Here is a 25,196-nt window from a genome sequence, read left to right on the forward strand (position 1 = left end):
CAAAGACAGGTGAATACAACATGTTAACTGCTCCACAACTGCGATCGTTAAAGGGCACACGCCCTATCACATGGATTACTGCCTATGACGTCGTGCAAGCCCAAGTCGCTGAAGAGGCAGCCATCGATGTGATTTTGGTGGGTGACTCGCTAGGCATGACCACCTTAGGATACGAGTCGACCATTCCTGTCACATTGGATGATATGCTGCGCCATGCTGCCATGGTGCGTCGTGGAGCTCCTCACACGATGATGATTGTCGATTTGCCCTATCTGACGTATTACAATGTGGACATTGCGCTCGCAAGCGCTGGACGCATTATGCAGCAAACGCTAGCGAACGGCGTCAAATTAGAGGGAGGACAAGCCATTCTTCCTGTGGTGGATGCCCTTATCCAAGAAAAGATTCCCGTCATCGGCCACCTAGGTCTAACTCCACAAAGCGTGCATACCATGGGCGGATATAAAGTTCAAGCCAAATCCTCATCGGCCATTGAAGAATTGGTCCAAGATGCACAAGCACTCAGCGATCATGGCGTAAGCGCCATCGTCCTTGAAGGAATCCCTGACCGGGTAGCCGCTTATGTCACAGCACACATCGAGGCGCCAACCATAGGCATTGGGGCCGGTCCCGGCGTCGACGGACAAGTCTTAGTGTTTCACGATTGTTTAGGACTTAGCTCATCGTTGCCTAAGTTTGCCCGCCCATTTGCCGATATTCGGCACGCCATGATTGCGGGGTTACAGTCCTATCGCGACAGTGTTATCAACCGCACGTTCCCGCAAGACGCCGAATCCTATCACCTGCCTGATAGCGAATGGGAAAAATTTATCCAAGCGAGAGAAAATTCATGAACATGGCCATAGCGGGCACAGGCGCCATGGCCATGTTCTATGCCTATAGCCTAAAGCCTTTATCACCCACGTTAATCGGGCGGCGTTACCGCCCGTTTTTGGTCACAGAAAGCGGCAAGCAAACACTGCTTGATCCGCCTTTTGTCTCGTGGAACGACGCAGCTGACACACCCTGGGATGTGATTATTTTGGCTGTAAAATGGCCTGCCATGCCGCTTGTCCAGCAATTATTGGCCCATCAACCCAATGAGTGCTTGATTATTTCGCTAATGAATGGCATGGGGCAAGAGGCGGCTTTAATTCCGCCCTTGTCCCCTCAACAACTGGCCTGCGGTTTAACCACTAATGCCGTAACGCTTTCGTGGAACAAACACCACCGTTTACCTGAAGCCACGGTGACGGCGCGGGGAGAAACGACGATTCCGTTGATGCCTCATCCTCTCATCCCTTTTTGGAAGGAAACGCTTGACCATATCGGATGGTCATGGCGGTTTCTCCCCTTGGAGGCCGTTCTACGCGCACGCTGGGTTAAACTGGTTCAAAACAGCGTCATTAATCCCTTATCTGTCCTGGCCAATGCCCCCAATGGCGCACTCCCCGACCTGCCATTGTGGCATCTGATGCCAGATTTAATTCACGAAGCGCGCATGATAGCCCAAACGGCCGGAATTGTTTTACCCTCAAATCTCGGCGAGCAAGTGACTCAGTTGGCCCGTGCCACAGCTCCCAATATCTCCTCAATGCTCCAAGATGTCAGGCGGCACCGCCCAACAGAAATCAACTCGATTAATGGATATCTTGTGCAACAAGCACGCGCTCATGGAATGCATCTTCCTACGCATGAAGCAGTAATAGCCCTCGTTGACCGCATTGCATCGAACCCCAACGTATGACAATCCTCACGGCAGCCCCTTTGCAAACTGACACGTTGTTGTCCTCTGACTTTGCGTTACAAAAGCAGGCTATAACGCACCAGACATTCATAAAGCCATTTTTGACAGAATACTGTGTACCGATTTAATATTCTTCTTTTCCCTCATAAAAGAACGTGCATGCCGATACGCACGCCGACTGATCTGACTAGGTCAAAAAGGAGGCGTCATCATGGATGGACTTCAAACGGGTGTCAATTTTGGAGACTTACCCGTTAGTCGCTTTATTCGTCGTCTGACCTTTCTATCAGCAATGGGCTTATTTCTTGATGGTTACGACCTCACCATTATTTCGGTGGCCCTGTTATTTATCAAACCGCAATTTCATCCCTCTCCATTCTTATTAGGATTAGTGGGTTCAGCAGCCGTTTTAGGAATGCTGATAGGATCCTTGTTATTTGGCAACCTGACCGATCGATTTGGACGCCGTACCATGTATCTTCTCGATTTAGTATTCTTTGTGGTCTTCGCACTATTAGCTGCCATATCGCAGAACATGGCTGAGCTTATCATTTTTCGCTTTTTCCTAGGGATTGGACTGGGGGCCGATTATCCGATTTCATCAACCCTGACCGCAGAATTTGCTCCACGACGCCGCCGCGGTATCCTAATGGTCACGACAATCGGCTTTTGGACAGTCGGTGCCATTGTCTCCTATTTTGTCAGTTTACTGCTTCTGCACACCGGTCCCAACGCATGGCGCTGGATGTTGGCATCTGGAGCGATTCCCGCCATCTTAGTCATCTGGGGTCGACGCTCTATACCAGAATCGCCCAGGTGGCTAGCAGCTGACGGACAACATGACAAGGCCATTGCCATTGCCCAGCAAGTGGCGCGTGAAGCTGACACCACCCTCAATATCCAAGATGGCGGAGGATTAGGCCAAGAAACCCCCACCACGATGGCGTCATTTTCCCGTTTATTTCACAAAGATCTGATCCGCATGACGCTTTTTGCGTCAGTGACATGGCTTTTGTTTGATGTCGGCAATTATGCAACGATCGTTTTCAGCCCTACCATTTTCAAAATGCTCAAGGGTTCTACATTGACGTCATCGGTACTGGCCTCGGCGGCCATGCAGGCGATTGGGCTCGTAGGAATTGCTGTGGTGTGGATCCTCGTCGACCGCGCCGGACGAAAACGCCTGCAATCTTATGGGTTTTTGGGTTTAGGCTTGATTTTCATTCTTACCGGATTATTACATCACCCCGGATTCGGACTCTTTCTCTCGCTATTTCTGGTTCTTTCGGTCGTGGACCAAGGACCTGGCCAACTGACGTACGTATACGCTGGCGAAGTCTTTCCCACATCCGTGCGTGCCACCGGTCATGGGTTTGCGACAGCTTCATCCCGTGTGGGAGCCTTGATCGGGATTTTAGTGCTCCCCCTCTTTATCGCCCACGTCGGATTATCAACCGGTCTTATTGTCTTTGGGATTTTGGATTTAATAGGTATGGTGTTGACCCTATGGTTAGCCCCCGAGCCCAAAGGCCAAGAGTTAGCCGGCGGATAATCCATTAGCATCACACCAGCGTCACATTGAGAGAACAAAGACGCCAACGAAAGTGGCCGTCCAATGATGTGTTGTGATAGACGTTACGTCACGGATGACACCGTCTATCGGAATAACAGGCATCCCATTCGGTTTCCAAAAGGTCACTGAAATCTCACTTAGGAAGCCGAATGGGATGACTCCTTTTCTTAAGCTAAGGCGCACCTTACCCGCCTAAGCGTAGGAGCTCCCCCCAGAAGAACACGGACTACTATACGGCCTTTACAGTGCCGATGACGAACATGACTCGTGTCTGACGTTCTATTGGTCACCTCGCGATCGCCCACCAAAGACCAGGGGCGTTGAAGTCAAACGTAAAATCCTGCAAAGTGCTATCATAATCACACTGAGAACACGCCTGCATGCGGTGCAACTGCGGCAAAGCCTTGTTTTTTTTAAAGGGGTTTGAACAGTTTCCTTAAATGTTGTATACACTTATCTAATGATGTAAGATCTGGATATGGATCGTAAATTGGTGAGTATTCATGAAGCGGCTCAATTTTTGGGGGTTACTCCGACGACCTTGCGCCGATGGGAGAGAGAGGGACGACTCTTACCGGATGCACGGACTCGCGGTGGGGATCGGCGCTATGATCTGAGTCGCTTGGGATCCGCGTCTCAAGGCTCGGACAATCCCGACCGAAAAACCGTGGCCTATGCGCGGGTGTCGAGTCATGACCAGAAAGAGAATCTGGAGCGCCAAAAGCAAGTCTTGGAGATCTATTGCGCCCACCACGGATGGACGTTTGAGGTCGTGGCCGACCTCGGGTCGGGGATGAACTATCACAAGAAGGGCCTGAAACGCCTCGTAAATGACATCCTCGCCGACCGGGTCGGTCGGCTGGTTGTGACCCATAAGGACCGTCTCTTGCGCTTGGGGGCGGAGCTCGTCTTTGCGATCTGCGAAGCCAAGCAGGTGGAGGTCGTGATTCTCAATCAAGGCGAGGACACGACCTGTGAGGAAGAGCTGGCTCAAGATGTCCTCGACATCATCACGGTCTTTTCAGCGCGGCTCTATGGGAGTCGCTCGCGGAAGAACCAAAAATTGCTGGACGGCGTGAAACACGCCGTGGAGGAGGCGTTGTCATGATGCGGGCCCATAAAATTGCGCTCGATCCCAACAACGTGCAGAAGACGTATTTCCGCAAGGCCGCCGGGACGGCCCGGTTCGCGTACAATTGGGCCTTGGATCAGTGGCAACAACAGTTCGACGCATGGAAAGCCGATCCGACGTTGCCCAAGCCGACCGAAGCGGCTCTGCGGCGTCAACTCAATGCACTCAAGCGCGACGCCTTCCCCTGGATGCTGGAGGTGACGAAAAACGCGCCGCAGATGGCCGTGATCCACTTGGGCCAGGCGTTTAAGAACTTCTTTGCCGGGACGGCGGAGTATCCGACGTTTAAGAAGAAAGGCCGTCACGACAGTTTTACCCTCACCAATGATCAATTGGCCATCAAAGGATCGCGGGTGCATATCCCGAAGCTGGGGTGGGTGCGAATGCACGAAACGGTGCGGTTCGTCGGGAAAGTCGTGGAAGGCACCGTGTCACGCACGGCCGATCGCTGGTTCCTGAGTGTCACCGTCGAAATTCCTGATCCGCCGGTCGTTCACCGTGAAAACCAAACGGTGGTCGGGGTAGACTTGGGCATTGCGGCGTTGGCCACGCTCTCGACCGGCGAGAAAATCATGGGACCGAAAGCCTATGCGGCGGCCTTGACAACGCTTGGTCGGTTGTCGAAACAGTTTAGCCGCCAGATGGAGGCCGCCAAGATTCGCGCCGGGCTCCAGCCCGGCCGGCCCATCCCGAAAGGGATGCCCATGCCCTTGTCCCAGAATATGCGAAAAACACAGCAGCGGATCGCGCGGCTCCATGCCCGGATGGCCCACATCCGGGCGAATGCCTTGCATCAACTCACGACCGATCTGGTCGACCGTTTCGATGTCATCGCCATCGAGGATCTGAATGTAGCGGGGATGCTGAAAAATCACAAGCTCGCCCGCGTTATGGCGGATATGGGCTGGGGCGAATTTCGCCGCCAACTCGAATACAAGGCCTCCAGGCGCGGTGTCACGGTTGTCGTCGTGAATCGCTGGTATCCCAGCAGTAAAATATGTTCCGCTTGTGGCGATAAAGTGCCGAAAATGCCGCTCTCCGTACGGGAGTGGACGTGCCCCGAATGTCATACGCATCATGACCGCGACATCAATGCGGCCATTAATTTACGACACGTGGCCGAGAGTTCGGTGAGGGGCTCCTCACCCGTTTCTGCCTAACGGTAGAACTGCTCGGTGACTCGCTTGGGGAGCGCCCTCCGGTGGACGATCGGTCTTTGAGACCCTAAGAAGCCGTGGCGCGATGAACCAGGAAGGTGGCAACAGAGTGGGTCAGCAATGATCCAATTTGGATAAGTCCATCAGAACGGGGACAGACGCCAAGAGCGCCACAACACTATGCAAATTCCGGTCGTCACAGGTATGGGAATTGTTTCATCCTTAGGATTAACGACCCAAGATTTTTGGCAACAGCTTCTATTGGGAACCCAACAAATTAGTGCCGTTGACTGGCCTTTTAGCCCGATACAGCATCCGATATGGCAATCGCCTATCACTCCGCATTTCGATGCTTCGCAATGGATCCACCATCCAAAGATTCTCAAAAATTCAGCCCGCTTTACGCTCTATGCCTTAGCCGCTGTCGCACAAGCATTGGACCAAGCTGCCTTACCAACTCTTCCTGCCCTTCGCACAGCGGTCATCATAGGCACCTCAAATGGGCGGCGTACCGGAGTTGGTGGACGCCCAAGAACAGTTAGCCAAAGGCCCTCAAGCCGTGTCGGCGCGTCTCATGGCCACCGTAATCCCGAACATGGCCAGTGCACAAATAGCCCTGCTATATGGATTACACGGCCCACAACTCACCCTTACCAATGCGTGCGCCTCGTCTATCGATGCCTTGGGCCTCGCAGCTCGCCTTATCCAATCCGGCACCGTCGACGTAGCCATCGCAGGCGGCGCCGAAACACTCATCAACCCCGTTGTTGGCTATAGCCTCTTTAATGCGCATGCGTTGTCACAAGCGGCGTCGGCTCAAAATGCTTCACAACCATTTGATGCCCACCGAACAGGATTCGTCATGGGAGAAGGAGCCGCCATCTTGGTACTTGAGTCGTATCATCATGCCCAACAACGGGATGCAAAGATTTTTGGCCAGGTGTTAGGCTATGCATCATTAGCCGATGGCTACCACGTGACCTCTCCTGAACCATCCGGAACGTGGGAAGCCCTAGCGATGCGGCAAGCCTTAGCCGATGCCCAACGGACGCCGCAAGATATCGACGCCATTATTGCCCATGGCACCAGCACCGTCGTAGGAGACCGTGCAGAAATGCGCGCGATGCACGACGTCTATGCACATCACCACATTCCGGTCACGTCGATCAAAGGACACCTCGGCCATAGTATGGGAGCTTCGGGTGCCATGTCCGCCATCGCGGCCCTTTACGCCTTGCAAGACGGAATGCTCCCCCCCACGGTTGGCACCACAGAGCTAGACCCGGAAGTAGAGTTTGACCTTGTTCAAGACAAGGCCAAACCCTTTTCCCTATCAATAATTCAAGTTAATGCTTTTGGTTTTGGCGGACAAAATGCCTCGATTATCTTAAGCCGGCTGCTGGGGTGAGCCAAGAACTCCATGACTCAGCCATTCACGCAACCGGTATTTCTGAATTTTGCCGCTCGGTGTTTTCGGCATTGACTCCAATACTTCCAAACGTTCTGGCCAAAACTGCTTCGTAAAATCGCACGCCTCAAGATAACGTAGCAACTCTGGCAACGTTAACGAATGCCCTTCATTAAGTACCACACAGGCGCAGGCGCGGTGGACGAGGCGAGAATCGTCTACCGCCACTAATGCCGCTTCACGGATGGCGGGATGACGGTACAGCAATTCCTCTACATCAGCAACCGGTACTTTCTCTCCGCCACGATTGATCATATCGCGGACTCGTCCCGTAATCCGCACATAGCCTTGTGTGTCTAGTACCGCCATATCCCCGGTCGACAGCCACCCATCATCGCTCAACACTTGTTTGGTTGTCTCAAGATCTTGATAGTATCCGATGAAATTTTGAGGCCCTTTGACTTGCAATTCCCCTTCCTGATAGGGACCCAGTTCTTGTCCTTGGGTATTGACCACACGACATTGCATGTGTGGAACGGGTCGACCATCGGTCGTGTAGGTTTTTTCCAAGTCATCCTCCGGGCGAACTAGCGTCACCAACGAATTCTCGGACATCCCCCACCCCGCTAGGATGTGCACCCCAAACTGGTCATGTGCTTTTTCGACCAAAATGCGAGGAATAGGGGCGCCAGCGCTAATAAAGATTCTAAGCGCCGCTAAGTTATGATCCTGTGCCTGGTAACGGTCGGTCAAGTCCGCTAAAAACGGCGTCGCGCCCATGGAAAACGTCACGTGCCACTGTGACATGAGAGCCAAAGCCGTGTCAGCATCCCAAATGTCTTGATAAATTGCCCGGGCGCCTAAAATTACGGGCAATAACACCCCGTAAAGAAATCCCGTTTGATGAGCAAACGGCGAAGCCATAAAGATAACATCATCGTGTCCTAGATGTAAAAATTCCGTTTGCAACAACAATCCCGTCATCAGCGTACGATGACTGTGCACAACACCTTTAGGACGTCCTGTCGTGCCCGAAGTAAACACAATTTCTGCTATCAGATCGTAAGACACCCCTTGGACCGGCAAAACATCTGCGGGTGTATCAACAAGCAGCTGATGAAAGTTCTGATTAGCGACTACGTCTGGCCCATAAGACCACACTTGCATCTGTGGCCGTTCTTGCCGCATGGTATTAACCATTTCAGCAAAATCAAAGCGACGAAAGGTCTGCGGCACCACCCAAAGTTTCGCGTCCGTTTGTCCTAAAATTTGGCGCACCTCATGGAGACGAAAAATCGGCATAATGGGACAAATGACTGCGCCAATTTTCCAAATCGCCCATGTCAGTACAACAAATTCCCAACTATTGGGCAATTGGACTGCTACCACATCTCCAGAACTAATACCAATATTTTGTAATGCCCGTGCGGTTTTCTTTACAAGCACCGCAAACTGTCCGTATGTATAAACCTCTTCCGCCCGTTCTAAAGAATGATCGACGACGTAGACCGCATCAGGTTGTACCACCGACCAATGATCGAAATAGTCAGCCGCAGTCCATTGCATGTTATCTTCCGCCACTTCGTTCATCGCCTTCCTTTATATAAGGGATTTAAAAACCACATCTGCCCGTTAGGCGCTGTTGTTATGGTTAACTTGTCCACCACTCATGATGGCTCGCGGCCTCGCATGGTCTGTCTTCTCTACTCGGTGGCTTGGGGTTCTCTACGAAGACGAAATGTGTATTACCATGAGCTTAGCTTAAAGGTTCTAACACAAGCCGGCGTAAAAGCTAGCCCGAGTTTTCGAACTACCAGACGTCAATGCAAGTGTTTTGCACATGCTTCCAGTAAATCACTCCATTGCATTAAAACTCTGCGCGGTTCGGGTAGCGAACCCGCCCGCCATGGACAGCCTCAGAAGCTTGTGTGTCTGGTTCATCTATAAAGGAAAATAGGTCCTGAAGCTCAGTCACTTCGGGCACCTGCGATCATTATACTCTTCAGATCTTGGGATGGGTTCCTGACGCTTTAATGTTAAAGATTTCAGGGACTCGCTGATATCTCAAGACGCTGTCCTATAGACCATGCGAGTGATGTGTGGTGCATCGTTCATTTCGCATGTCTTGGGACAAATTTCCCTAATCGCCCTCGTCTTGTATGATAGTAAGGGCTCACATACGACCAACACCATCCAAAAGGACAAAAGGAGCGGGTTTGTGCAAACCAACATCGTACTAAGCATCTTTGTCATCGCCATGATACTTCTGGCGTCGAATCGGGTGCGCATTGACCTCATCGGTCTCATTGTTTTGCTAGGATTAGGCCTCACCGGTGTGGTCCCATCCTCTCAATTATTTGACGGATTTTCATCCGAAGCCGCGATTTTAATTGCCGGAATGCTCGCCTTAGGCGAAGGGTTGGTTGCCTCGGGCGTTACCGAAGCCCTTGCTAACTTTGTGAGGAAGATGGGTCAAGGCCATGAGCGTCGACTGGCCATTGTTCTCATGATCGTGTCCGCCTTGCCGTCCGCCTTTATTAGCGATGTCGGCCTCGTTGGCATGTTTATTCCGGTGGTACGGAGCCTCACCCGTCGCGTACAGATCCCCGCTAGCCGTTTATTAATGCCCTTAGGAATCGCCGCGACGTTTGGCGGGTTGCTTACCATGGTCGGCAGTGCTGGCAATATTGTGGGCAATCAGGCCCTGGTTACGGCCGGCTATCGTCCTCTAGGTATTTTTGGAATTACACCTCTTGGGTTTCTGCTCTTATTATCTGGGGTGGCCTTTATGACCACCATAGGTCGGATACTGCTACCCAAAACGCCTCCCTCAACGACCATGTTGCTTGATGCCGATGAAGGGCATCTCAGACAATTCGTCTCTGAGTTGAAGATCCTTCCCGATTCTCCTCTTATTGGAAAATCCTTGGACCAGGTTCACTTTTTCTCGGACCACGGCATTACCATCTTACGGCGTATTCATGATGAGCAAATCATGACGGTGAACGGGAAAACAATTTTAGCGCCGAACGATATTTTATTGGTGCTCGGTGATGTCGACCAGCTGCTAGAGTCAGACAGTGTGCAATGGGGAGTGGGAATCGCAGGCGAACCCACAACCTTGTCCCTAAAGGAACATGTTGACGTCGTAGAACTCCTGCTAGGTCACCGTGCGCCATGGCTTGGACGCACCGTCGTCCAACTCAATTTACGTCAACGCTACGGAATCAGTGTCCTAGGTATTTACCGCGACGGCCAATTATTACTGCAACGGTTGGCCACCGTACGCTTACGCACCGGAGACATTTTGCTCGTACAAGGGGCGCCGGAAAGTGTTGCGGCTTTAAGAGGATTGCACGGCCTCATCCCCCTTAATGCCCCCATCACGCGACGTGCGCAGCCCTCCTACCGACTCTGGCTCTCTCCAGCCATTTTGTTAGGCAGTTTGTTGCTCGCGGCCTTCGGCGTCATGGGCTTGCGGTTAGCTATCGTCTTGGGAGTCGCTCTCATGGCCGGTACCGGCATCTTATCCTTGTCGAATGCCTATAACGCTATCGAATGGAGGATTGTGGTATTTGTGGCCGGAATGATTCCTTTAGGGTCTGCTCTCATTAGTACGGGGATTACCCACCACATGGTCCACGCCCTTGCACTCTGGAAAAGCGTAGCCCTACATCCTGTGCTCATGATCGCCGTCCTCTTCGTAATCGCAGCGATCTTGACCCAGGTACTGTCTAACATCGCCACCGTCTTAGTCATGGCCCCCGTGGCAGCAGAACTCGCCAAGACCTTGCATCTACTGCCTTATCCCTTTGTCATGGCTGTCATTGTGGCGGTCTCCGTTTCCCCCCTCACGCCGCTGGCTAATAAAGTTGACCTTCTGATTATGGGACCGGGCGGCTTTCGCTATGGAGACTTTTTGCGTCTGGGCATCCCTTTAAGCCTGGTCATGGGGATCGTCACAACATTGCTTATTCCCATCTTCTTCCCGTTGCATTAACGAGGGCCTCGCTTACGACCCTATCATCAGCACCCGCCGTAAACCATAGAGTGCTATGAGGTGATCTGATGAGTTCCATGCTGGAAGGCTCTCCCATGCGTCCCCTTGTCAATCGCCTGACAAGGTGGGGCGTTGATGCGGTCTACCTTTTAACCGTCATTGCGGTTTTGGCTTTAGCCGGTCGGGTCGTCTACAGCATCATCGAGATCTTGTGGCACGCCCCATCTTACAGCGCCATCGTTGACGTTTTAGACCCTCTTTTGTTTCTTCTCATGCTCGCTGAACTACTCCACACTATCCTCATGGCTCTGCAAACGCACCACTTGCCCCTAAGACCGTTATTGGCTTTGGTGCTCATGGCTGTCTTGCGTCATGGAGTCGTGCTGGCGTCGACGTCAGCACTCGACACATGGAATGCCGCCGCCACCTTGGGAGGTCTTTTTGCCCTGACCGGGTTGTTAGCGAAATTGTCATCGCATAATGCCGATTAACCCATACCCACGACAAGACCCTCAAAACATCGACTGCCGTGCAAGGCTAGATGATAAACCCGATGCACGGCAGGATTTTCATAACACCGAAGGACGGTGTAGAGACGACATCAACGCGAACAGTGTGTATCGACATTCTAAAAGGCCATCGCATATGCCCATTCACAGTGGTTCATTTAATAGTCTAGAGCAATCGCTTCGGTGCCGTCCTTAAGAATAAACAGGTGCTCTCATGATGCCACGAATCGGCGCAGGTATTCATGTAAAACACGCGTATCGTTAGGACCCATGCAATCTGGCAATTCACGGGGTCCAAACCACTGCAACTGCAAAGTTTCTTGCGGATCCGCATGCATTGTTCCTGAAAAATTCTTGGATATATAATACACGGCCGCCAAATACACGGGATCCCCATTGGGATACACATGAAAAGTCGCGGCACCCGAATCTGTCATAAAATATTCCAACTCATAGAGTTCCAACCCGGTTTCTTCGCGCACCTCGCGCCGGGCCGTTTCTTCAAAACTTTCTCCGATTTCCATCGCTCCGCCAGGCAATCCCCAGCATTCATTATCTCGGCGATGTTGCAATAACAGTTGCCCCTGTGCATTAAGAATAATGACACCTGATCCGGCCATAATCAGTGGCTTTTTACCCACTTGTTGACGCAATTCTTGAATATAGTTGGCCACCTAAGGCGCCTCCTCGCGTTCGATAATCCTTACAATACCAGGCAGGGTACCCATGCGCCAGTCTCTTAAGAAGTGTGTTAGGATCGATTTATCGATAAAGGAGGGTTTACGAAATCAAAAATTCCCCACACATCATTCCAGCGCCTTTGGTATACGCAGCAGCCTTTGTTTTAGGCGCGTTTGCTCAATCTCTCAAAGCCATAGCATGGCCCGCTGTCTCCATCACTCGGTGGAGCGGTATTCTTCTGTTTCTTAGTGGAGTAGGGATCACGATGGCGAGTTTAAGGGTTCTCCGGCAGCATCATACCCCGGTCGACCCCTCTCGCCCGGTCAATTTTTTGGTAACGACTGGCCCTTACCGGTGGTCACGTAATCCCCTTTACGTCGCACAGACATTATTGTACCTAGGCGCAGCTCTCTACTGGCATTTGACGTGGAGCCTTCTCCTCATCATTCCTACACTCCTTATTGTGCATTACAAAATCATTCGAGCCGAAGAGCGATATCTTCTGCACAAGTTTCCACAAACCTTCTCTCAATATCAACAAACCGTGCGACGTTGGTTGTAATTAGTGCGAGATTGATGCGATTCCCATCCACAACAAGCTTATGATTTTTGCGGGAATGTCCTCGGTAGGATACAAGGGCTGGCCGTCACGATCTTTGGCATAGGCTAAAGAAAGCAAAGCTAAGTACGCATGCGCTAAAAATTCCGGTGTATGATCCGCGTTGATTTCTCCCAATTCTTGGGCGTTATCAAATGCTTGAACCAACACTTGGGCTAAGTCATCCATACACGCATGCAATTCTTGCTGCTGTTTCGCCGTTAACGCCGGCAGCGCTTCACTAAGCACTTGATTAAAATCCAATCGGGTTTGAGCCACTTGTAAACGCGTCAATGTCAAGCGCATTAATCGTTCTCGGAGAGAAACCGGCTCGTGTAAAATTTTAGCCGTCTGCTGCCGGATAATCGTCAACAACTGCACTAGGGCCGCGACAAACAACTCGGTTTTCGTCGAGAAATAATAATAAATAGCGGCTTTTGTAATTCCAGCTTGTGTGGCCACATCGGCAATACTTACCCCATCATATCCAAGCTCCATAAATAACTGAGCCGCCGTGCTTAAAATGCGTTCTTGGGTTTGTCCTTCCGGAACGGCCTTAGGCCGCCCCAGCGGCCTGGATCCGGGAGCCACGTTGAATCACCTCGCAAGAATTTTATCACAGTCTGCTTGCACATTAATTAAATAAACGGTTAAATAAATATAGGGAGGTAATCACTATGAGTGAAACACCGCACTTTGCCATAAATGTTCGCCATCTTACGAAGCAATATGGAGACTTTCTCGCTTTAAATAATTTGGACCTCACCGTAGCCTATGGAGAGTTTTTTGGGTTTCTTGGGCCTAACGGGGCCGGAAAAACCACCTTAATTAAAATTTTGACAACACTTATGGCTCCGAGCACAGGGGAAGCTTGGGTTGGAGAATACCGAATCGGTGAAGACGACGAAGCTATTCGCAGTCATATAGGCGTCGCATTGCAAGACGTGGGCGTGGATCCCTTACTCACCGGTCGCGAAAACCTTCTTCTCCAATGCCGCCTTTTTGGACTCTCTCCCCGTCAAAGTCAAGCACGCGTCGACGAATTACTCGACCAGTTTGGACTAACGACCGCTCAACATCAAAGACTTCGCACGTATTCGGGAGGCATGCGCAGACGATTGGATTTAGCGTTAGCGTTAGTTCACAAACCCCTCGTCTTATTCTTAGACGAACCAACGACTGGACTCGATCCCACGAACCGCTTTATGCTGTGGGATCTTCTCCGCCAACTGAACCATGACGCCGGGATTACCATTTTTCTCACAACCCAGTATCTCGAAGAGGCAGACGTTTTATGCAACCGAGTGGCTTTTATGCGCCAAGGGCAAATTGTGGCAGAAGACACACCCAGCCACTTGAAGCAGCAGCTGGGGCATGACGTGGTGACATTCTCCGTCCCTTCCCCTGACCATATCCCTCGCATCGAACAGTGGTTACAAGAATCCAACATGTTGGGTTCTGTGACCGGCCAACGCGTGCGTATGACTACTCGCGATACGCTGGCGGATGTCGCGCAAACCACCATGTGGTTACAGTCAGCAAATATTTCAGTGGAGGATTTTCATGTCTCATCGCCTTCGTTAGACGATGTATTTTTGGCCGTCACGAATTCTCCTGAAGGAGGCATCCGCCATGCGCAAATTTCTGAGTGATTTGTGGCTTCTTACCGTCCGCGCATTGCGTGTAACCATACGCGTACCATTCGCCATCATTCCCAACTTGCTGATTAGCCTCTTCTTCCTTCTCGTCTATCAAGGAGGACTCTCGGGCATCGCGGCTTTACCTGTGTTTGGTAAGTTACCCTATATCAATTTTATTTTGCCCGTTGCTGTTGTTTCCGGCGCAGTCGGAGGTGCTGGTGGTGCTGGACAATCGCTAATTCGTGACATCGACTCGGGGTATTTTATGAAACTCCGTCTCAGCCCAGTATCGCGTACCGCCCTTGTTTTGGCTCCGATGATTGCGGGCATGGCCCAATTGCTCGTTCAAACCGCTCTGATTATCGCGGTGGCCTATGCGATGGGATTAACACTGCCCCACGGAGCTCTATCGCTTGTGGGCCTACTAGTCTTAACCGCGGGGTGGGGATTGGCCTTTGCCGGCTACGCGGTAGCCATGGCTCTCCGGTCCAAAAATAGTCAAGCCGCTCAAGCTGCTACCTTTGTGTTCTTTCCCCTGCTCTTTTTAAGTGATACCTTTGTTCCGATTCGGGCTATCCGTGCTCACTGGATGCGCATCGCAGCCCAGTTCAATCCCACCACGTATGTCTTTAACGCCATGCGCAGCCTGCTTTCTCCCCATTTTTCGACAACAGTTTATTGGCATGGCGTCCTTGCCGTGCTGCTTTCGGTCGCTATCACATTGTCTTGGGCATCATGGACCGCATCCCGGTCTTTGCGCAAAGAATTGTAGCCATGACCAAAAGAAGACGAAATACAAGATCCGAGTGATATCGGCAGGAGTTTTGATGAGTGTTGTCGAATATATCGCCCTAGTCTTTTTTTGCGCCAACATCTTGCGATGTCGGCGGATAAAGGCCAATAGAAGGAGGCTATATGTTGATTAAACGCAAAGCATTGGCTGCAGGATCCGTGGGATTACTGCTATCCGCTGCAGCACTGTCCGGCTGCGGAACTACATCTTCAACCAGTTCAACAACATCGTCGCACACCGGAGGCACCGCTGTCATTGCTCTGGCAACCCAGACCTCACCCAACTGGTTTTTCCCTGATCTGTCTGCGGCAGCCTTTAGTGATGTCAACACGCAGGTCGACAGCATGATGTATCGCCCCTTAATCATGTTTAACAAACAAGATCAAGTTGATTATGCACGGTCGCTAGTATCTAACATTTCTTACAACAGCACAGGAACGCAATATGTGCTGACGCTTAGCAAAAAGTACAAATGGTCCAATGGACAGCCCATTACGGCTCAAGACGTGGTTTTCACCTGGAATATCTTAAAAGCCACCAGCGGCTCTTCAGCACCGTGGACCTATGGCGGCGTAGGAATTGGTGGACTGCCCACAAGGTGGCAAAACGTCCAAGCCGAAGGCAACGACAAAGTGGTTGTCACATTGACCACTCCGTCCAACCCTGATTGGTTTATTCACAACGGGCTTGGCCAAATTTGGCCCGTACCAGAGTCGGTATGGAACAAAGATCCTAACAACATGACGGCTGAACTCAAGTTTATTGAGTCAGTGGCCAACTCCCCGTCAAATCCCGTGTACAAGGTCGTAGATGGTCCATACCACTTCCAGTCCTATGCGCCAAACAGCCACTGGACATTTGTCCCCAACCCCTCATTTGGCGGACACAAGTCCAGTTTGAGCAAGGTTATCTTTGAATATGAAGCCTCTGACGACGCAGAATTCACGGCATTAAAGACCGGGACCGTCAACATGGGTTACCTCCCATTCTCATCATGGGGAGCTCGCTCGCAACTCACGAATGACGTCTTGACCATTCCTTATCAGCTCGGCTTCAATTATTTGATTCTCAATTTCAATCCCAAAGCCCCCGGTGGACTAGGGCCAATCTTCTCCAAGTTGTATATTCGCCAAGCCTTGCAAATGGGCGTGGATCAACCCGGCATTATTCAAAGTATTTTCAACGGCAATGCCATCGAAGAAGGAGGGCCGGTGGCTTCCTTGCCCAAAACCCCCTATGCGGATCCCGCACTATCCAAACCCCTGTACGGCTTTGATCCGGCTAAGGGGAAAGCACTGTTAGAGCAGCACGGATGGCACGAAGTTAACGGAGTCATGACACGCAACGGCATCAAACTGGAATTTACCTTCTTAGCGGTTTCCGGAGACCAAGCCCAGACCAACTTGCAACAACTACTGAAGAGCGACTGGGCCCAAGAAGGCATTGTCGTCAACATCCAACAGCAGCAGTTTAACAACATTATTGCAGACGCCAACCAGCAAGGCACAGACCCTGAGAAATGGAGCATGGCCGACTGGGGAGGCGGTTGGACTTATCAACCCGATTACTATCCCACAGGGGGAGGATTGTTTGCGACCGGCGCTGCCTCCAACTTCCAAGGCTACAGCAGTCAAACGATGGATACCCTGATTCAAAAATCCTACGCGCCGGGGACTCCTGCCCAAACGCTGCAAGCCCTCTATAACTATGAGAAATTCGCAGCGCAACAACTTCCGGTCATCTGGCTTCCGTACCCTGCGTCATCGTACGCTGGAGCATCCTTGCCAGAACACGCCAAGAACCTACACGGCACGGTCAGTACCTTCAACCCCATTACGGACATGATTTTCCCGAACTACTGGACGGTTTCTCAATAGGCTCTGCATGCACCTTGTACCCTTAATAAGGGGCGCCAATTCTGGCGCCCCTTATTGCTTAAGCCTTTATGACGGTTTGTTCTCTATTCACAACCGCGTTCCTCTCACCAGCCCATGGTCCCGGTTTACTCTAAAACGTTTACCGTATTGGTGTTGTCGTCGGTGTAGTAGACGAATAAATGTCCATTGGAGGTAACAGCATCGACACCAAATAAAGCCGAGCCCGCACCGGTCTTAGGATTCACCGGCGTATTATCCAACACCTTCTGCCCTGCGACATAGGCATGGCCATTATTCAAAGCGATTTCGACCAGGTTGTTGTTGCCCTGATTTACAACCAGCAAGTCGCCATTCAGCGGATCGAGGGTAATACCCGCCGGTTTCATCAATGCACCACCCTGGTAGATGAGCTGTCCTTGCCCTTGATTTGGGGTATTGGCGCCAGTCCACTCGTAGGCGCGAATGGAATTGTCTGCTGTGTCCGTGACATAAACCATGTGCGTCATCGGATCATAGACCATCCCTTGTGGCCCTTCGATGGTACTAGCCGTCGACCCTGAATGCGCCAATCCACTGCCAATCTCCATAAAATGGGTATCGGTGTTAAAATTAGGCGGAGCAAAACCATACATGGCATCGACTGTCCCATTGAGGGCATTCGTCACAAAGAATGCCGGCGTCGTTGGATTGGGAACGAACGCTTGCCCCCATGGGCCATCGAGGTTGCTTCCCGTTATCTCACTGCCACCGTTGGGAAATACACCGCCACCCGGCGTTAACACCATGACATTGCCATTCGTTCCCATAGTGCCAAAGTCTGCAACCCAAAGTGGACCCTTAGGGCTGACGGCCAACGCATCAGCTCCTTGCACATCAGATGAGAACGTCTTAACGCTACCAGTCTGGGGATTAATCGCTTCAATCGTAGTGCCCGCACCTTGGGCCCCTGCTGCATTCGAAAAGTTGGAGACCAGCAGATCGCCATAATAGGGGTTGGGCGCAGCCGAGGTGCCGGCAAAACTGTCGTAAGTGAGTCCATAGGGATTGCTGTCGCCATTCGTAGCATCGACAGTGCTGGCAACTTTTTGGATGGTATGCATGATGCTAACATTGCTATTCATCAGGCTTTGAGTCGACGATGCCATAGTCTGCGCACTCGTCGCCGGACTGTCAATAGATTTCGCGTACGCCACAAATTGATAGGCGCCATTTTCTGTTAACGGAACCGAAAAATTCGGATTGGATTGATATGGACCACTGGCTTGCCATACGCCGCTTGGAGTCTTCCACCATAGTTGATAAACAGGCTGACTCACGTTCGATGTCGCTACGGTAACCACTTCCGCAGGTCCGGATGCGCCTTGTTCGCTCATCATTTTGACAGACACGGTAGCATTGACATACAAACTGTCCGGCGCTGTGGCCATGGCCTTTGCCCAATCACCTTGTTCCACGTCTTGACGGCTTAGCGCGTAGGCGACAACCTCATAACTTCCTGCTTGGACATGGGGCAATATAAAATGCGGGTTAGCTGAATAGGATTGCGCCATTTTCCATTGACCCGAAGGTGTTTCAATCCAAAACTGGTACTCTGTCGACGAGGTCGCTTGACTGTCTTGCACGGTGTATTGAATCGTTTGCCCAATACTGGCAGTCTCCGCGCTTGCTTGTAAGACAGGTCCGGAACTTGCCGCATAGGCCGTTAATGGCAACCATGCCATAGACAAGGCAGCAGATGCCAAAATAATCCGTGAACTCTTCCCCATTGTCATGCAATAGCCTCCTTGATAAAAATGCCGTGTCATCACGGTTTTGGTAATTTGTTCTAACCTTCATTTAGCAATACGCTGAAAAGGTTCCCCATGGATGCACGCCAATGGGCTTCATCCAATGTTTTTATACGCTGAAAATATCATCCACGAATTCTGTCGGATTCTCATGCTATGATGACTTTAAGACTAAGACGACTTTCTTGGGGCGATGGATGAAAACGCAGGGAGAGGATGAACAGCGTACCGATTTAGAGTTAATGGTACGAATTCAAGCAGGCGATCAGGATGCCTTTGCCATTTTATATAACCGCTATGCCCCTCGCGTGCTCGGGCTCACGAGACGCATCATTTTTGATGACCGTGAATCCGAAGACGTGATGCAGATCGTATTTCTTAATATATGGCAAAGATGCCATGCCTATAAACCTGAGCGGGGGTCCGTTGAAGCCTATATTTTTCAAATTGCTAAAAGCCGCATCATCGATGCATTGCGCCAAAAGCGACGGGTAGTGACCGAAGTCTCTAGCACCTTTCTCGATGAGCCAGCGCCGTCTGAAGATGAGATGGCCAAAATTGACGCCTTATTGACGGCCAGACAATTGATCCAACCTCTGAGTTCGCAGGAACGACAAGCCATTATCTTGACGGTTTACGGAGGATTTAGTCAACGAGAAATCGCGCAAATGCTAAGGAAGCCCTTAGGATCCGTGAAGAGTTGGATACACAGAGGACTTCATAAACTGCGAACCGCATTGGAGACTCATCAAGAAACAGAAAGGAGAGAACCCCGTGGCCCATTTAACTGATGAGGCATTGCTCACAGCACATCGTCGCTACGGCCGCGTGCCCAAACACTTGCGGACCTGCCAATTATGTCAAAAGCGCCAAGCCGACCTACTTCGCGCCTTACATCAACTTGCACCGGAACCCTACGCGCACCCTAATGTCGATGCCTATAGCATTTTGGCCCAAGCCCACTTTACGCCACGTCCAAAGGTTTCCCGTATCCTTGCGGTGGTAGCTAGTGCAGCTGTTTTGGCAGCCATCCCAGTGGCCCCATCACATCCCACGTGGCCCACTCCTGTTGCCATGACGGCGTCAAGTCTACCGTTTAGCACTAGTCACGTCACTCTTCAGTGGCGACCAGGCGATATCATGGGACGTATCCACACCACAAATCTGAGCCCCCACTTGGGCCGAGTCCTCGAAGTCTGGATGGTCAAAGGACACCAACACATCCCTGTCACCGTGTTGCCTCTCACGCGCACACCCCAGACGATAACTTTTGCGGTGCCATACCCCGCCCGCGATGCGCGCGCCGTCGGCATTACCATGGAACCGGCCCCTAATATGCCGGTCCCAACCAGCCCGCGCATTTTCGGTTACCATTTCTCTTCCTAGCCCTCTCCCTGAGATGACTGCTCTCGGCATTGTTGAGCCATGCGCGCAAGAAAATCACGCACTTGCCTGGGTGTTTTAAGCGTTATTTGCGTCACGTTAGGAGCTTGGCTGAGCCGTGCCATAACCAGCGGCCGTTCATCCACCGGCCAGCACCAAATCCACCGTAAAAACTCCCTATCGATTTTTTCTGGACAGCCCGGCGCCATGTCCGGACGACTTCGGCCACGATATTGGACCAGGCGCTTTAACACTCTCCACAAACACAGGTGCCGGGGAAAATCCAAAAAAATCACGGTATCCGCAGCTTGCAGCCGAATATCCAATGTCGCCCCATAATTGCCATCGATAATCCACGTGGGTCTTTGCACGAGATTTTCTTGCAAAATTCGCCATTCGTTTCGGCTGGTTTCTTTCCAATTTGGATGCCAATAGACTTGGTCTAAATGAATGACAAAAATCCCCGTCAGTTCTTGTAATTGTCTCGCCAGCGTGGACTTACCAGCCCCACTGGGACCAATAACGAGAATTCGTTGCATAAAAGCTCCTTTCGTTGCGGGGCTCCTCTAGTATGCCGAACGAGCGAAGGTCTCTTCGCCAAACTCTAGGCTGCTGTGTATTCTGCTTGACAGCCCAATTCGCCCAAGCCCACAACACGAGGCATCCGTTTAGGTTTGAAGTAACCGTCCATAGTTTAACGCGCTTTAGACCGCGCCACATCAATCATACCAGCCGTAGTCCCTGTCTGTTCGTCAGCAAACCTTGTCGCGACCACCTGCGCTACGTGGGAGTAATCCCCAAATAAAAAAGAAGGCTGCCCCCATGGGGACAGCCCTAGGCCATTTAAGGTCAATTACTTGAACTCGCCGTAGATGACGCCGAGGGCGACGTGCTTGGAGCGGTGCTCGTACTCGTCGAGGGCGACGTACTGGATCCGGTGGAAGGCGCTGTACTAGGGCTAGTACTCACCGTCGTTGTCAAAGCCTTGACCTGGGCAGTCGCTTTGACAAGGGCTGCGAGTTCCGCTTGAAATTTGGCGATGACGTTAGATAACGCGGTCGGTCCAGATTGACCCCCCATCGTTGCTTGCGCATGTTGAGCTGCCATGACCGTTTGGACCGTTTGCGCTAACGTCGTTTTAATCGTCTGCAATTGCGTCAACGCTTGCTGCATTCCGGTCGCAGATCCTGTCGAGACCGTCTGCGATAAGCCTTGCAGATAGGCGCGAATGGCCGCGACATATTGCTGACGCGCCGTCTTTACCTGCATGATGAGGGCATGCATTTTTTCAACATCCGCCAGCACCTGAGACGACTGGCTGTGAGCGTGGCTGGTCGCCTGTTTTGGCAACGACACTACATGGCTGGGGACAGCGGTCGAACTCTTAGATGCCACAGAACTCGCCTGCGATACACGGGCCGCAACCCCATTAGATGTCGTAGACACGGCATGCGCGACAGCCTGACTGGGCAAGTTAGCTGGACTGTGTCCATGGCCTGCTGCCATGACGGGTACGGCCGCGGTCACCGCTAATGCCGCCGCCACAATAGGCGCTGTTTTCCACACGTTCATTATTCCATCACTCCTACCAAATGTTTTGTCTTGTTTTCTCGTTCAGGGATTTTGCAGTTCTTGCAAAAGCTGATTCAATTGCGCAACAGATTTCTGCAGTTGTTCGACGGTAGCCGTCGAAGCCTTCGACGATGTCGCTACCTTAACCGCTAATTGCCCATGATTTTGCACCACGCTAATATGAACCGCTGGTGATTTGGTCACCGATTTTGCGGTCACAACGGAACCAGATACAGCAGTAGGACTTTGGGGCGTGGCCGTCGCGGTATGAGCGACCCCACATCCCGCGGTTAAGCTCCCTATAATTAGGAGCCCGCCAACACGCCATCCGTGGCGTAACATGGATTCCCTTCCTTTCGTTGTGTCTTCATCATGCATGATTCGACACCACCGTAATCCTTCCTCTTTTTCCTACCGTGTTTTTACCACTAACCTCTTTTGGCCTTTTACGGTTCTGATACAACATTCGATACGTCAAAGAAATCTCTGGGGGTCCTGTGGAAATCTTTTCCGAAGTTTTTAACATAAAAAGTGGCACCACGAAAAATCTTCGTAGTGCCACTCTTCTAGGCTTTTCGCTCGACCTTTACTATATGTGGCGATATAAACCTAACGCTTTCATGACGGGTTCATCGGAATACGAGAATAAGATCGCATCTTCAGACGCCGAGCAATTGACATGCGCATACTGTGCCCAACCGGGAACACAAAACGTGTCGTGTTCCGCCCAATCCAGTTTGACTCCATCAACCACGGTTTCGCCTTGACCCTTGACGACGTGATAAATAGTGCTCGCAGTGTGCTTAAAGGGCAATCCATGAAATCCAGGCTTCAATCGACTCACCCGGCAACTCATCGTAGGCATCACCGGCCCACCCGTCCATGGATTGGTATATTCGAGAACAATCCCCTCGACTGCACTCCCTTCGGCTTCATCAGAAATCCCAGCAAGAGCCTTTTCAGTTTCTGACCAGGGATAGTTTCCAATAGGTGAGTGAGGGCCCGCTGGACTTTCCCAAAGTGGCAACAACCGCCCATGAATAAACTTTTTCGTCGAACTATTGGCAGGCACTGTCTGTTCTTGCATTCTTACGCCCAAAAGTTCAAAGAAGCCTGCTTCAAGCTTATTGACAAGAGGATAATCTAGCCCATCGAGCCACATCATGGGGCAATTTCCTTCATGGGAATGATCGTGCCAATGCCAGCCCGGCGTTAACAGCAAATCGCCCGGATGCATATCAACTCGCTCCCCATTGACCGTGGTATAAGCTCCTTCCCCTTCAATAATGAAGCGAAACGCCGAGGCGGAGTGACGATGGGCTTGAGCCGTCTCACCCGGCAAAATAATCTGGATACCAGCGTATAAAGAATTCACCGTCGCAGGAGGCTCCGTTAATCCAGGGTTGACTAACATTAAGACGCGCCGCTCCGCTTCATGTAAGGACAGCACCTCGGAAAAATGCAACATGTAGGGGCGAAGGTCTCGATACCGCCATACATAAGGCACGGCTTCACTTTTAGGCTCAGCGGGGAACAGATTGCCATAGTATTTCCACAAGGGAGCCGCCCCTAATTCTTTAATGGCTTCATACGGATCTTGTATCATTTCGATGCTCCTTCCGATGTCTTGTTACGTTCCGCTTCTAAAACCGCTTCTTTGAGCAATGCGCGAGCAATTTTTCCTGTCGGCGTAGTTGGCAATTTCTCTAGCACGACTAATTCTTCTGGCCATTTATATTTCGCGAGCCCTTTGGCCTCCAAATGGTGGCAGATGTCTTGAAGCGTCAAAGAGGCTCCCTCACGGAAAGACACCGCAAGACAAGCGCGTTCCCCCAATCGTAAATCGGGACGCGGCAGAATCGCGTGTTGAGCAATTTCTGGCAGGTCGGATAATAAGGACTCGACTTCCAATGCACTAAATTTCAGTCCCCCACGATTCAAGGTTTCCGTCGCCCGTCCCCGGTACTGAATCGTCCCATCAGCATTCCAACTCGCTAAATCTCCCGTACGGAGCCATGCCTCTGCATCCACCTGCTCCGCCGTCAATTCCGGATCGCCATAATAGCCATGAAAGAGATAGGGACTCCGGTAATACAAATCGCCGACATCCCCAACGGGCGCTGGAGCCCCCTCGATCAAAATCCGCACCTCCGCACCGGGAGCCGGAAGCCCCACACTCTCCCCAACAATGGCATCAGGTACGCCGGGCCTCGTAAAGATACCCGACCCAATTTCTGACATACCCCACTGAATCACTACTCCTGCATTCAAATGCTGACGTACCGCAGCAATGAGCTCTTTGGGAACAGCAGCCCCACCTGTACGAATCTCACGAACCGATAATTGATAAGAATGAGGATGGGCATCCAAAGCACTCATCATGTCGCGCAACTGCGTCGGAACAGCAAAAATAACAGTGGCCTGAGACGATTGCGCACGTTCTAGAAAGTCCATAACGTTCCAGTGCGCGATAAGGCTTTGCCCTCCCCCCATAAGCAGGCTGATATGAACCGATAAGATGCCAAACAAATGGGTAAAAGGGCTGCCACTGAGAATGATGTCCTCGGGCCGCGCCTTCCCTTCGGTGGCAGTAACCCAAGCATTAGACAGCAGGCCGTCATGGCTATGCACACAAATTTTAGGACGCGTCGATGTTGTACCGGATGACGCGATAAGCATAAACGGATCGTCCGGACGCACCAAAACGGGTTGCCACGAATCTTGCCGCCCTCGCTCCATTAACGTGTGGTAATCCTTCATGGCGGGGTGCGAGAACGACCCTCCCTGGGCTCCTACCACAATAATTGTTTCCAGAAAGGGAAGCGTTTCCAGCAGATGTTGTGTCAACGTGGATTGCTGATGGCCCCGAAATTGATCTGGCGTGATGACAACACGAGCTTGAGTCCGGGATAATAGAGCCGATATTTCCCGCTCCCCGTGCGCCATATGCAATGGCAGCATCACCGCGCCGCGCATGGCAATACCCACATGAGCCACTAAAAATTCCCACGAATTGGGCAAATGAACGCCAACAACATCCCCACGTCCAATCCCCATGTTGGCCAGAGCTGTTGCAAAAGCGCGAGCGTCTTCCTGCCATTGTTGCCAGGTATATGACCTTTCCCCATCGTATGCCGCAATACGGTGGCCATAATGCGCCACGGTTTTGTCAAAGACGTCAGGGAGTGTGTAGCCCTGAAGGTAGGATTGCAATGACACTGGAATGTTAAATAAATAATCTTTTTCCGTTAGCACTGGCCTTACCTAGCTAAGTTCTCGGGAAACAAATCGCGTTGTCCCATGGTTGTAGCCGTCTACATGCTCAAGACGAACTACATA

At 51.5% G+C, this 25,196-nt stretch carries 23 protein-coding genes and 1 pseudogene; 15 read left to right on the forward strand and 9 right to left on the reverse strand.

The window, feature by feature from the left end; translation table 11 throughout:
- Window positions 1–20 precede the first annotated feature (20 nt).
- The 7 genes and pseudogenes from panB to CO251_RS15195 all read left to right on the forward strand — a co-directional run bounded on the left by panB (window position 21) and on the right by CO251_RS15195 (window position 7,017).
- Window positions 21–854: a 3-methyl-2-oxobutanoate hydroxymethyltransferase gene (gene panB, locus CO251_RS15165; RefSeq protein ID WP_103376633.1), complete on the forward strand. Its 834-nt coding sequence runs from the start codon at window positions 21–23 to the stop codon at window positions 852–854.
- Window positions 851–1,747: a ketopantoate reductase family protein gene (locus tag CO251_RS15170; protein ID WP_158246380.1), complete on the forward strand. Its 897-nt coding sequence runs from the start codon at window positions 851–853 to the stop codon at window positions 1,745–1,747. Before panB ends, CO251_RS15170 begins: the two co-directional genes overlap by 4 nt.
- Window positions 1,748–1,958: 211 nt before the next feature.
- Window positions 1,959–3,299, forward strand: coding sequence for an MFS transporter (locus tag CO251_RS15175; RefSeq protein WP_103376635.1), 1,341 nt, complete (start codon window positions 1,959–1,961; stop codon window positions 3,297–3,299).
- A gap of 499 nt (window positions 3,300–3,798) precedes the next feature.
- Entirely contained in the window at window positions 3,799–4,428 is a 630-nt protein-coding gene (locus tag CO251_RS15180) for an IS607 family transposase (protein ID WP_103376636.1), read from the forward strand.
- A complete protein-coding gene (locus CO251_RS15185) occupies window positions 4,425–5,612 on the forward strand; it encodes an RNA-guided endonuclease TnpB family protein (protein ID WP_103376637.1) in 1,188 nt (395 codons plus the stop codon). Before CO251_RS15180 ends, CO251_RS15185 begins: the two co-directional genes overlap by 4 nt.
- Window positions 5,613–5,813: 201 nt before the next feature.
- Window positions 5,814–6,065, forward strand: a pseudogene (locus tag CO251_RS18120) (hypothetical protein); the annotation flags it as partial.
- A gap of 43 nt (window positions 6,066–6,108) precedes the next feature.
- Window positions 6,109–7,017, forward strand: a complete 909-nt coding sequence (locus CO251_RS15195) for a beta-ketoacyl synthase (RefSeq protein ID WP_103376638.1) — start codon at window positions 6,109–6,111, stop codon at window positions 7,015–7,017.
- Here CO251_RS15195 and CO251_RS15200 read toward each other — a convergent pair.
- A complete protein-coding gene (locus tag CO251_RS15200) occupies window positions 6,997–8,607 on the reverse strand; it encodes an AMP-binding protein (RefSeq protein ID WP_103376639.1) in 1,611 nt (536 codons plus the stop codon). The two genes, CO251_RS15195 and CO251_RS15200, sit on opposite strands and share 21 nt — an antisense overlap.
- Window positions 8,608–9,235: 628 nt before the next feature.
- On the opposite strand from CO251_RS15200, the gene CO251_RS15205 reads away from it, so the two are divergent.
- Both CO251_RS15205 and CO251_RS15210 read left to right on the forward strand, forming a co-directional pair.
- On the forward strand, window positions 9,236–11,017 hold the full coding sequence (locus CO251_RS15205) for an SLC13 family permease (RefSeq protein WP_173677120.1): 1,782 nt from the start codon (window positions 9,236–9,238) through the stop codon (window positions 11,015–11,017).
- Between the two features lie 68 nt (window positions 11,018–11,085).
- Window positions 11,086–11,508, forward strand: a complete 423-nt coding sequence (locus CO251_RS15210; RefSeq protein ID WP_103376640.1) for a phosphate-starvation-inducible PsiE family protein — start codon at window positions 11,086–11,088, stop codon at window positions 11,506–11,508.
- Between the two features lie 230 nt (window positions 11,509–11,738).
- Here CO251_RS15210 and CO251_RS15215 read toward each other — a convergent pair whose 3' ends face one another.
- Window positions 11,739–12,200 carry an NUDIX hydrolase gene (locus CO251_RS15215; protein ID WP_207654694.1) on the reverse strand — a complete coding sequence of 154 codons (462 nt, stop codon included), beginning with the start codon at window positions 12,198–12,200 and terminating at the stop codon, window positions 11,739–11,741.
- Between the two features lie 146 nt (window positions 12,201–12,346).
- On the opposite strand from CO251_RS15215, the gene CO251_RS15220 reads away from it, so the two are divergent.
- Window positions 12,347–12,769 (forward strand): isoprenylcysteine carboxylmethyltransferase family protein, encoded by a 423-nt coding sequence (locus CO251_RS15220; protein WP_158246382.1) that lies wholly within the window; start codon window positions 12,347–12,349, stop codon window positions 12,767–12,769.
- On the opposite strand, the gene CO251_RS15225 is transcribed toward CO251_RS15220, so the two are convergent.
- Window positions 12,770–13,396, reverse strand: a complete 627-nt coding sequence (locus CO251_RS15225; RefSeq protein WP_103376642.1) for a TetR/AcrR family transcriptional regulator — start codon at window positions 13,394–13,396, stop codon at window positions 12,770–12,772.
- An 86-nt stretch (window positions 13,397–13,482) separates the two neighbouring features.
- Between CO251_RS15225 and CO251_RS15230 the strand changes: the two genes are divergently transcribed.
- The 3 genes from CO251_RS15230 (at window position 13,483) to CO251_RS15240 (ending at window position 17,115) form a co-directional block, all read left to right on the forward strand.
- Window positions 13,483–14,457 carry an ABC transporter ATP-binding protein gene (locus CO251_RS15230; protein WP_103376643.1) on the forward strand — a complete coding sequence of 325 codons (975 nt, stop codon included), beginning with the start codon at window positions 13,483–13,485 and terminating at the stop codon, window positions 14,455–14,457.
- Window positions 14,438–15,217 (forward strand): ABC transporter permease, encoded by a 780-nt coding sequence (locus CO251_RS15235; RefSeq protein ID WP_103376644.1) that lies wholly within the window; start codon window positions 14,438–14,440, stop codon window positions 15,215–15,217. Before CO251_RS15230 ends, CO251_RS15235 begins: the two co-directional genes overlap by 20 nt.
- 143 nt (window positions 15,218–15,360) lie before the next feature.
- Window positions 15,361–17,115 carry a peptide ABC transporter substrate-binding protein gene (locus CO251_RS15240; RefSeq protein ID WP_242968635.1) on the forward strand — a complete coding sequence of 585 codons (1,755 nt, stop codon included), beginning with the start codon at window positions 15,361–15,363 and terminating at the stop codon, window positions 17,113–17,115.
- Between the two features lie 125 nt (window positions 17,116–17,240).
- Here the strand turns inward: CO251_RS15240 and CO251_RS15245 are convergent, their stop codons facing one another.
- Complete coding sequence (locus CO251_RS15245) at window positions 17,241–18,887, reverse strand: hypothetical protein (protein ID WP_103376645.1); 1,647 nt, start codon at window positions 18,885–18,887, stop codon at window positions 17,241–17,243.
- 212 nt (window positions 18,888–19,099) lie between these two features.
- On the opposite strand from CO251_RS15245, the gene CO251_RS15250 reads away from it, so the two are divergent.
- Complete coding sequence (locus CO251_RS15250) at window positions 19,100–19,693, forward strand: RNA polymerase sigma factor (protein ID WP_158246383.1); 594 nt, start codon at window positions 19,100–19,102, stop codon at window positions 19,691–19,693.
- A complete protein-coding gene (locus CO251_RS15255; protein WP_103376647.1) occupies window positions 19,677–20,288 on the forward strand; it encodes an anti-sigma factor domain-containing protein in 612 nt (203 codons plus the stop codon). Before CO251_RS15250 ends, CO251_RS15255 begins: the two co-directional genes overlap by 17 nt.
- On the opposite strand, the gene CO251_RS15260 is transcribed toward CO251_RS15255, so the two are convergent.
- The 5 genes from CO251_RS15260 to CO251_RS15280 all read right to left on the reverse strand — a co-directional run bounded on the left by CO251_RS15260 (window position 20,285) and on the right by CO251_RS15280 (window position 25,112).
- On the reverse strand, window positions 20,285–20,824 hold the full coding sequence (locus CO251_RS15260; protein WP_103376648.1) for a DNA topology modulation protein: 540 nt from the start codon (window positions 20,822–20,824) through the stop codon (window positions 20,285–20,287). The genes CO251_RS15255 and CO251_RS15260 overlap by 4 nt on opposite strands.
- A 310-nt stretch (window positions 20,825–21,134) precedes the next feature.
- Entirely contained in the window at window positions 21,135–21,857 is a 723-nt protein-coding gene (locus CO251_RS15265) for a hypothetical protein (protein WP_103376649.1), read from the reverse strand.
- Window positions 21,858–21,899: 42 nt separating this feature from the next.
- Window positions 21,900–22,199, reverse strand: a complete 300-nt coding sequence (locus CO251_RS15270) for a hypothetical protein (RefSeq protein WP_146039109.1) — start codon at window positions 22,197–22,199, stop codon at window positions 21,900–21,902.
- 247 nt (window positions 22,200–22,446) lie between these two features.
- Window positions 22,447–23,463, reverse strand: coding sequence for a cupin domain-containing protein (locus tag CO251_RS15275; protein ID WP_103376651.1), 1,017 nt, complete (start codon window positions 23,461–23,463; stop codon window positions 22,447–22,449).
- A complete protein-coding gene (locus CO251_RS15280) occupies window positions 23,460–25,112 on the reverse strand; it encodes a class I adenylate-forming enzyme family protein (protein ID WP_103376652.1) in 1,653 nt (550 codons plus the stop codon). Before CO251_RS15280 ends, CO251_RS15275 begins: the two co-directional genes overlap by 4 nt.
- Window positions 25,113–25,196: the final 84 nt, after the last annotated feature.

This window comes from Sulfobacillus sp. hq2, assembly GCF_002903155.1.
In the GTDB taxonomy this organism is placed as follows: domain Bacteria; phylum Bacillota; class Sulfobacillia; order Sulfobacillales; family Sulfobacillaceae; genus Sulfobacillus; species Sulfobacillus thermotolerans.

Bases quoted from the DNA above. Each gene is read 5' to 3' on its own strand.
- panB (WP_103376633.1), top strand. From the start codon at position 21: ATGTTAACTGCTCCACAACTGCGATCGTTAAAGGGCACACGCCCTATC.
- CO251_RS15170 (WP_158246380.1), top strand. From the start codon at position 851: ATGAACATGGCCATAGCGGGCACAGGCGCCATGGCCATGTTCTATGCC.
- CO251_RS15175 (WP_103376635.1), top strand. From the start codon at position 1,959: ATGGATGGACTTCAAACGGGTGTCAATTTTGGAGACTTACCCGTTAGT.
- CO251_RS15180 (WP_103376636.1), top strand. From the start codon at position 3,799: ATGGATCGTAAATTGGTGAGTATTCATGAAGCGGCTCAATTTTTGGGG.
- CO251_RS15185 (WP_103376637.1), top strand. From the start codon at position 4,425: ATGATGCGGGCCCATAAAATTGCGCTCGATCCCAACAACGTGCAGAAG.
- CO251_RS15195 (WP_103376638.1), top strand. From the start codon at position 6,109: ATGGGCGGCGTACCGGAGTTGGTGGACGCCCAAGAACAGTTAGCCAAA.
- CO251_RS15200 (WP_103376639.1), bottom strand. From the start codon at position 8,607: ATGAACGAAGTGGCGGAAGATAACATGCAATGGACTGCGGCTGACTAT.
- CO251_RS15210 (WP_103376640.1), top strand. From the start codon at position 11,086: ATGAGTTCCATGCTGGAAGGCTCTCCCATGCGTCCCCTTGTCAATCGC.
- CO251_RS15230 (WP_103376643.1), top strand. From the start codon at position 13,483: ATGAGTGAAACACCGCACTTTGCCATAAATGTTCGCCATCTTACGAAG.
- CO251_RS15235 (WP_103376644.1), top strand. From the start codon at position 14,438: ATGCGCAAATTTCTGAGTGATTTGTGGCTTCTTACCGTCCGCGCATTG.
- CO251_RS15240 (WP_242968635.1), top strand. From the start codon at position 15,361: ATGTTGATTAAACGCAAAGCATTGGCTGCAGGATCCGTGGGATTACTG.
- CO251_RS15245 (WP_103376645.1), bottom strand. From the start codon at position 18,887: ATGACAATGGGGAAGAGTTCACGGATTATTTTGGCATCTGCTGCCTTG.
- CO251_RS15250 (WP_158246383.1), top strand. From the start codon at position 19,100: ATGAAAACGCAGGGAGAGGATGAACAGCGTACCGATTTAGAGTTAATG.
- CO251_RS15260 (WP_103376648.1), bottom strand. From the start codon at position 20,824: ATGCAACGAATTCTCGTTATTGGTCCCAGTGGGGCTGGTAAGTCCACG.
- CO251_RS15265 (WP_103376649.1), bottom strand. From the start codon at position 21,857: ATGAACGTGTGGAAAACAGCGCCTATTGTGGCGGCGGCATTAGCGGTG.
- CO251_RS15270 (WP_146039109.1), bottom strand. From the start codon at position 22,199: ATGTTACGCCACGGATGGCGTGTTGGCGGGCTCCTAATTATAGGGAGC.
- CO251_RS15275 (WP_103376651.1), bottom strand. From the start codon at position 23,463: ATGATACAAGATCCGTATGAAGCCATTAAAGAATTAGGGGCGGCTCCC.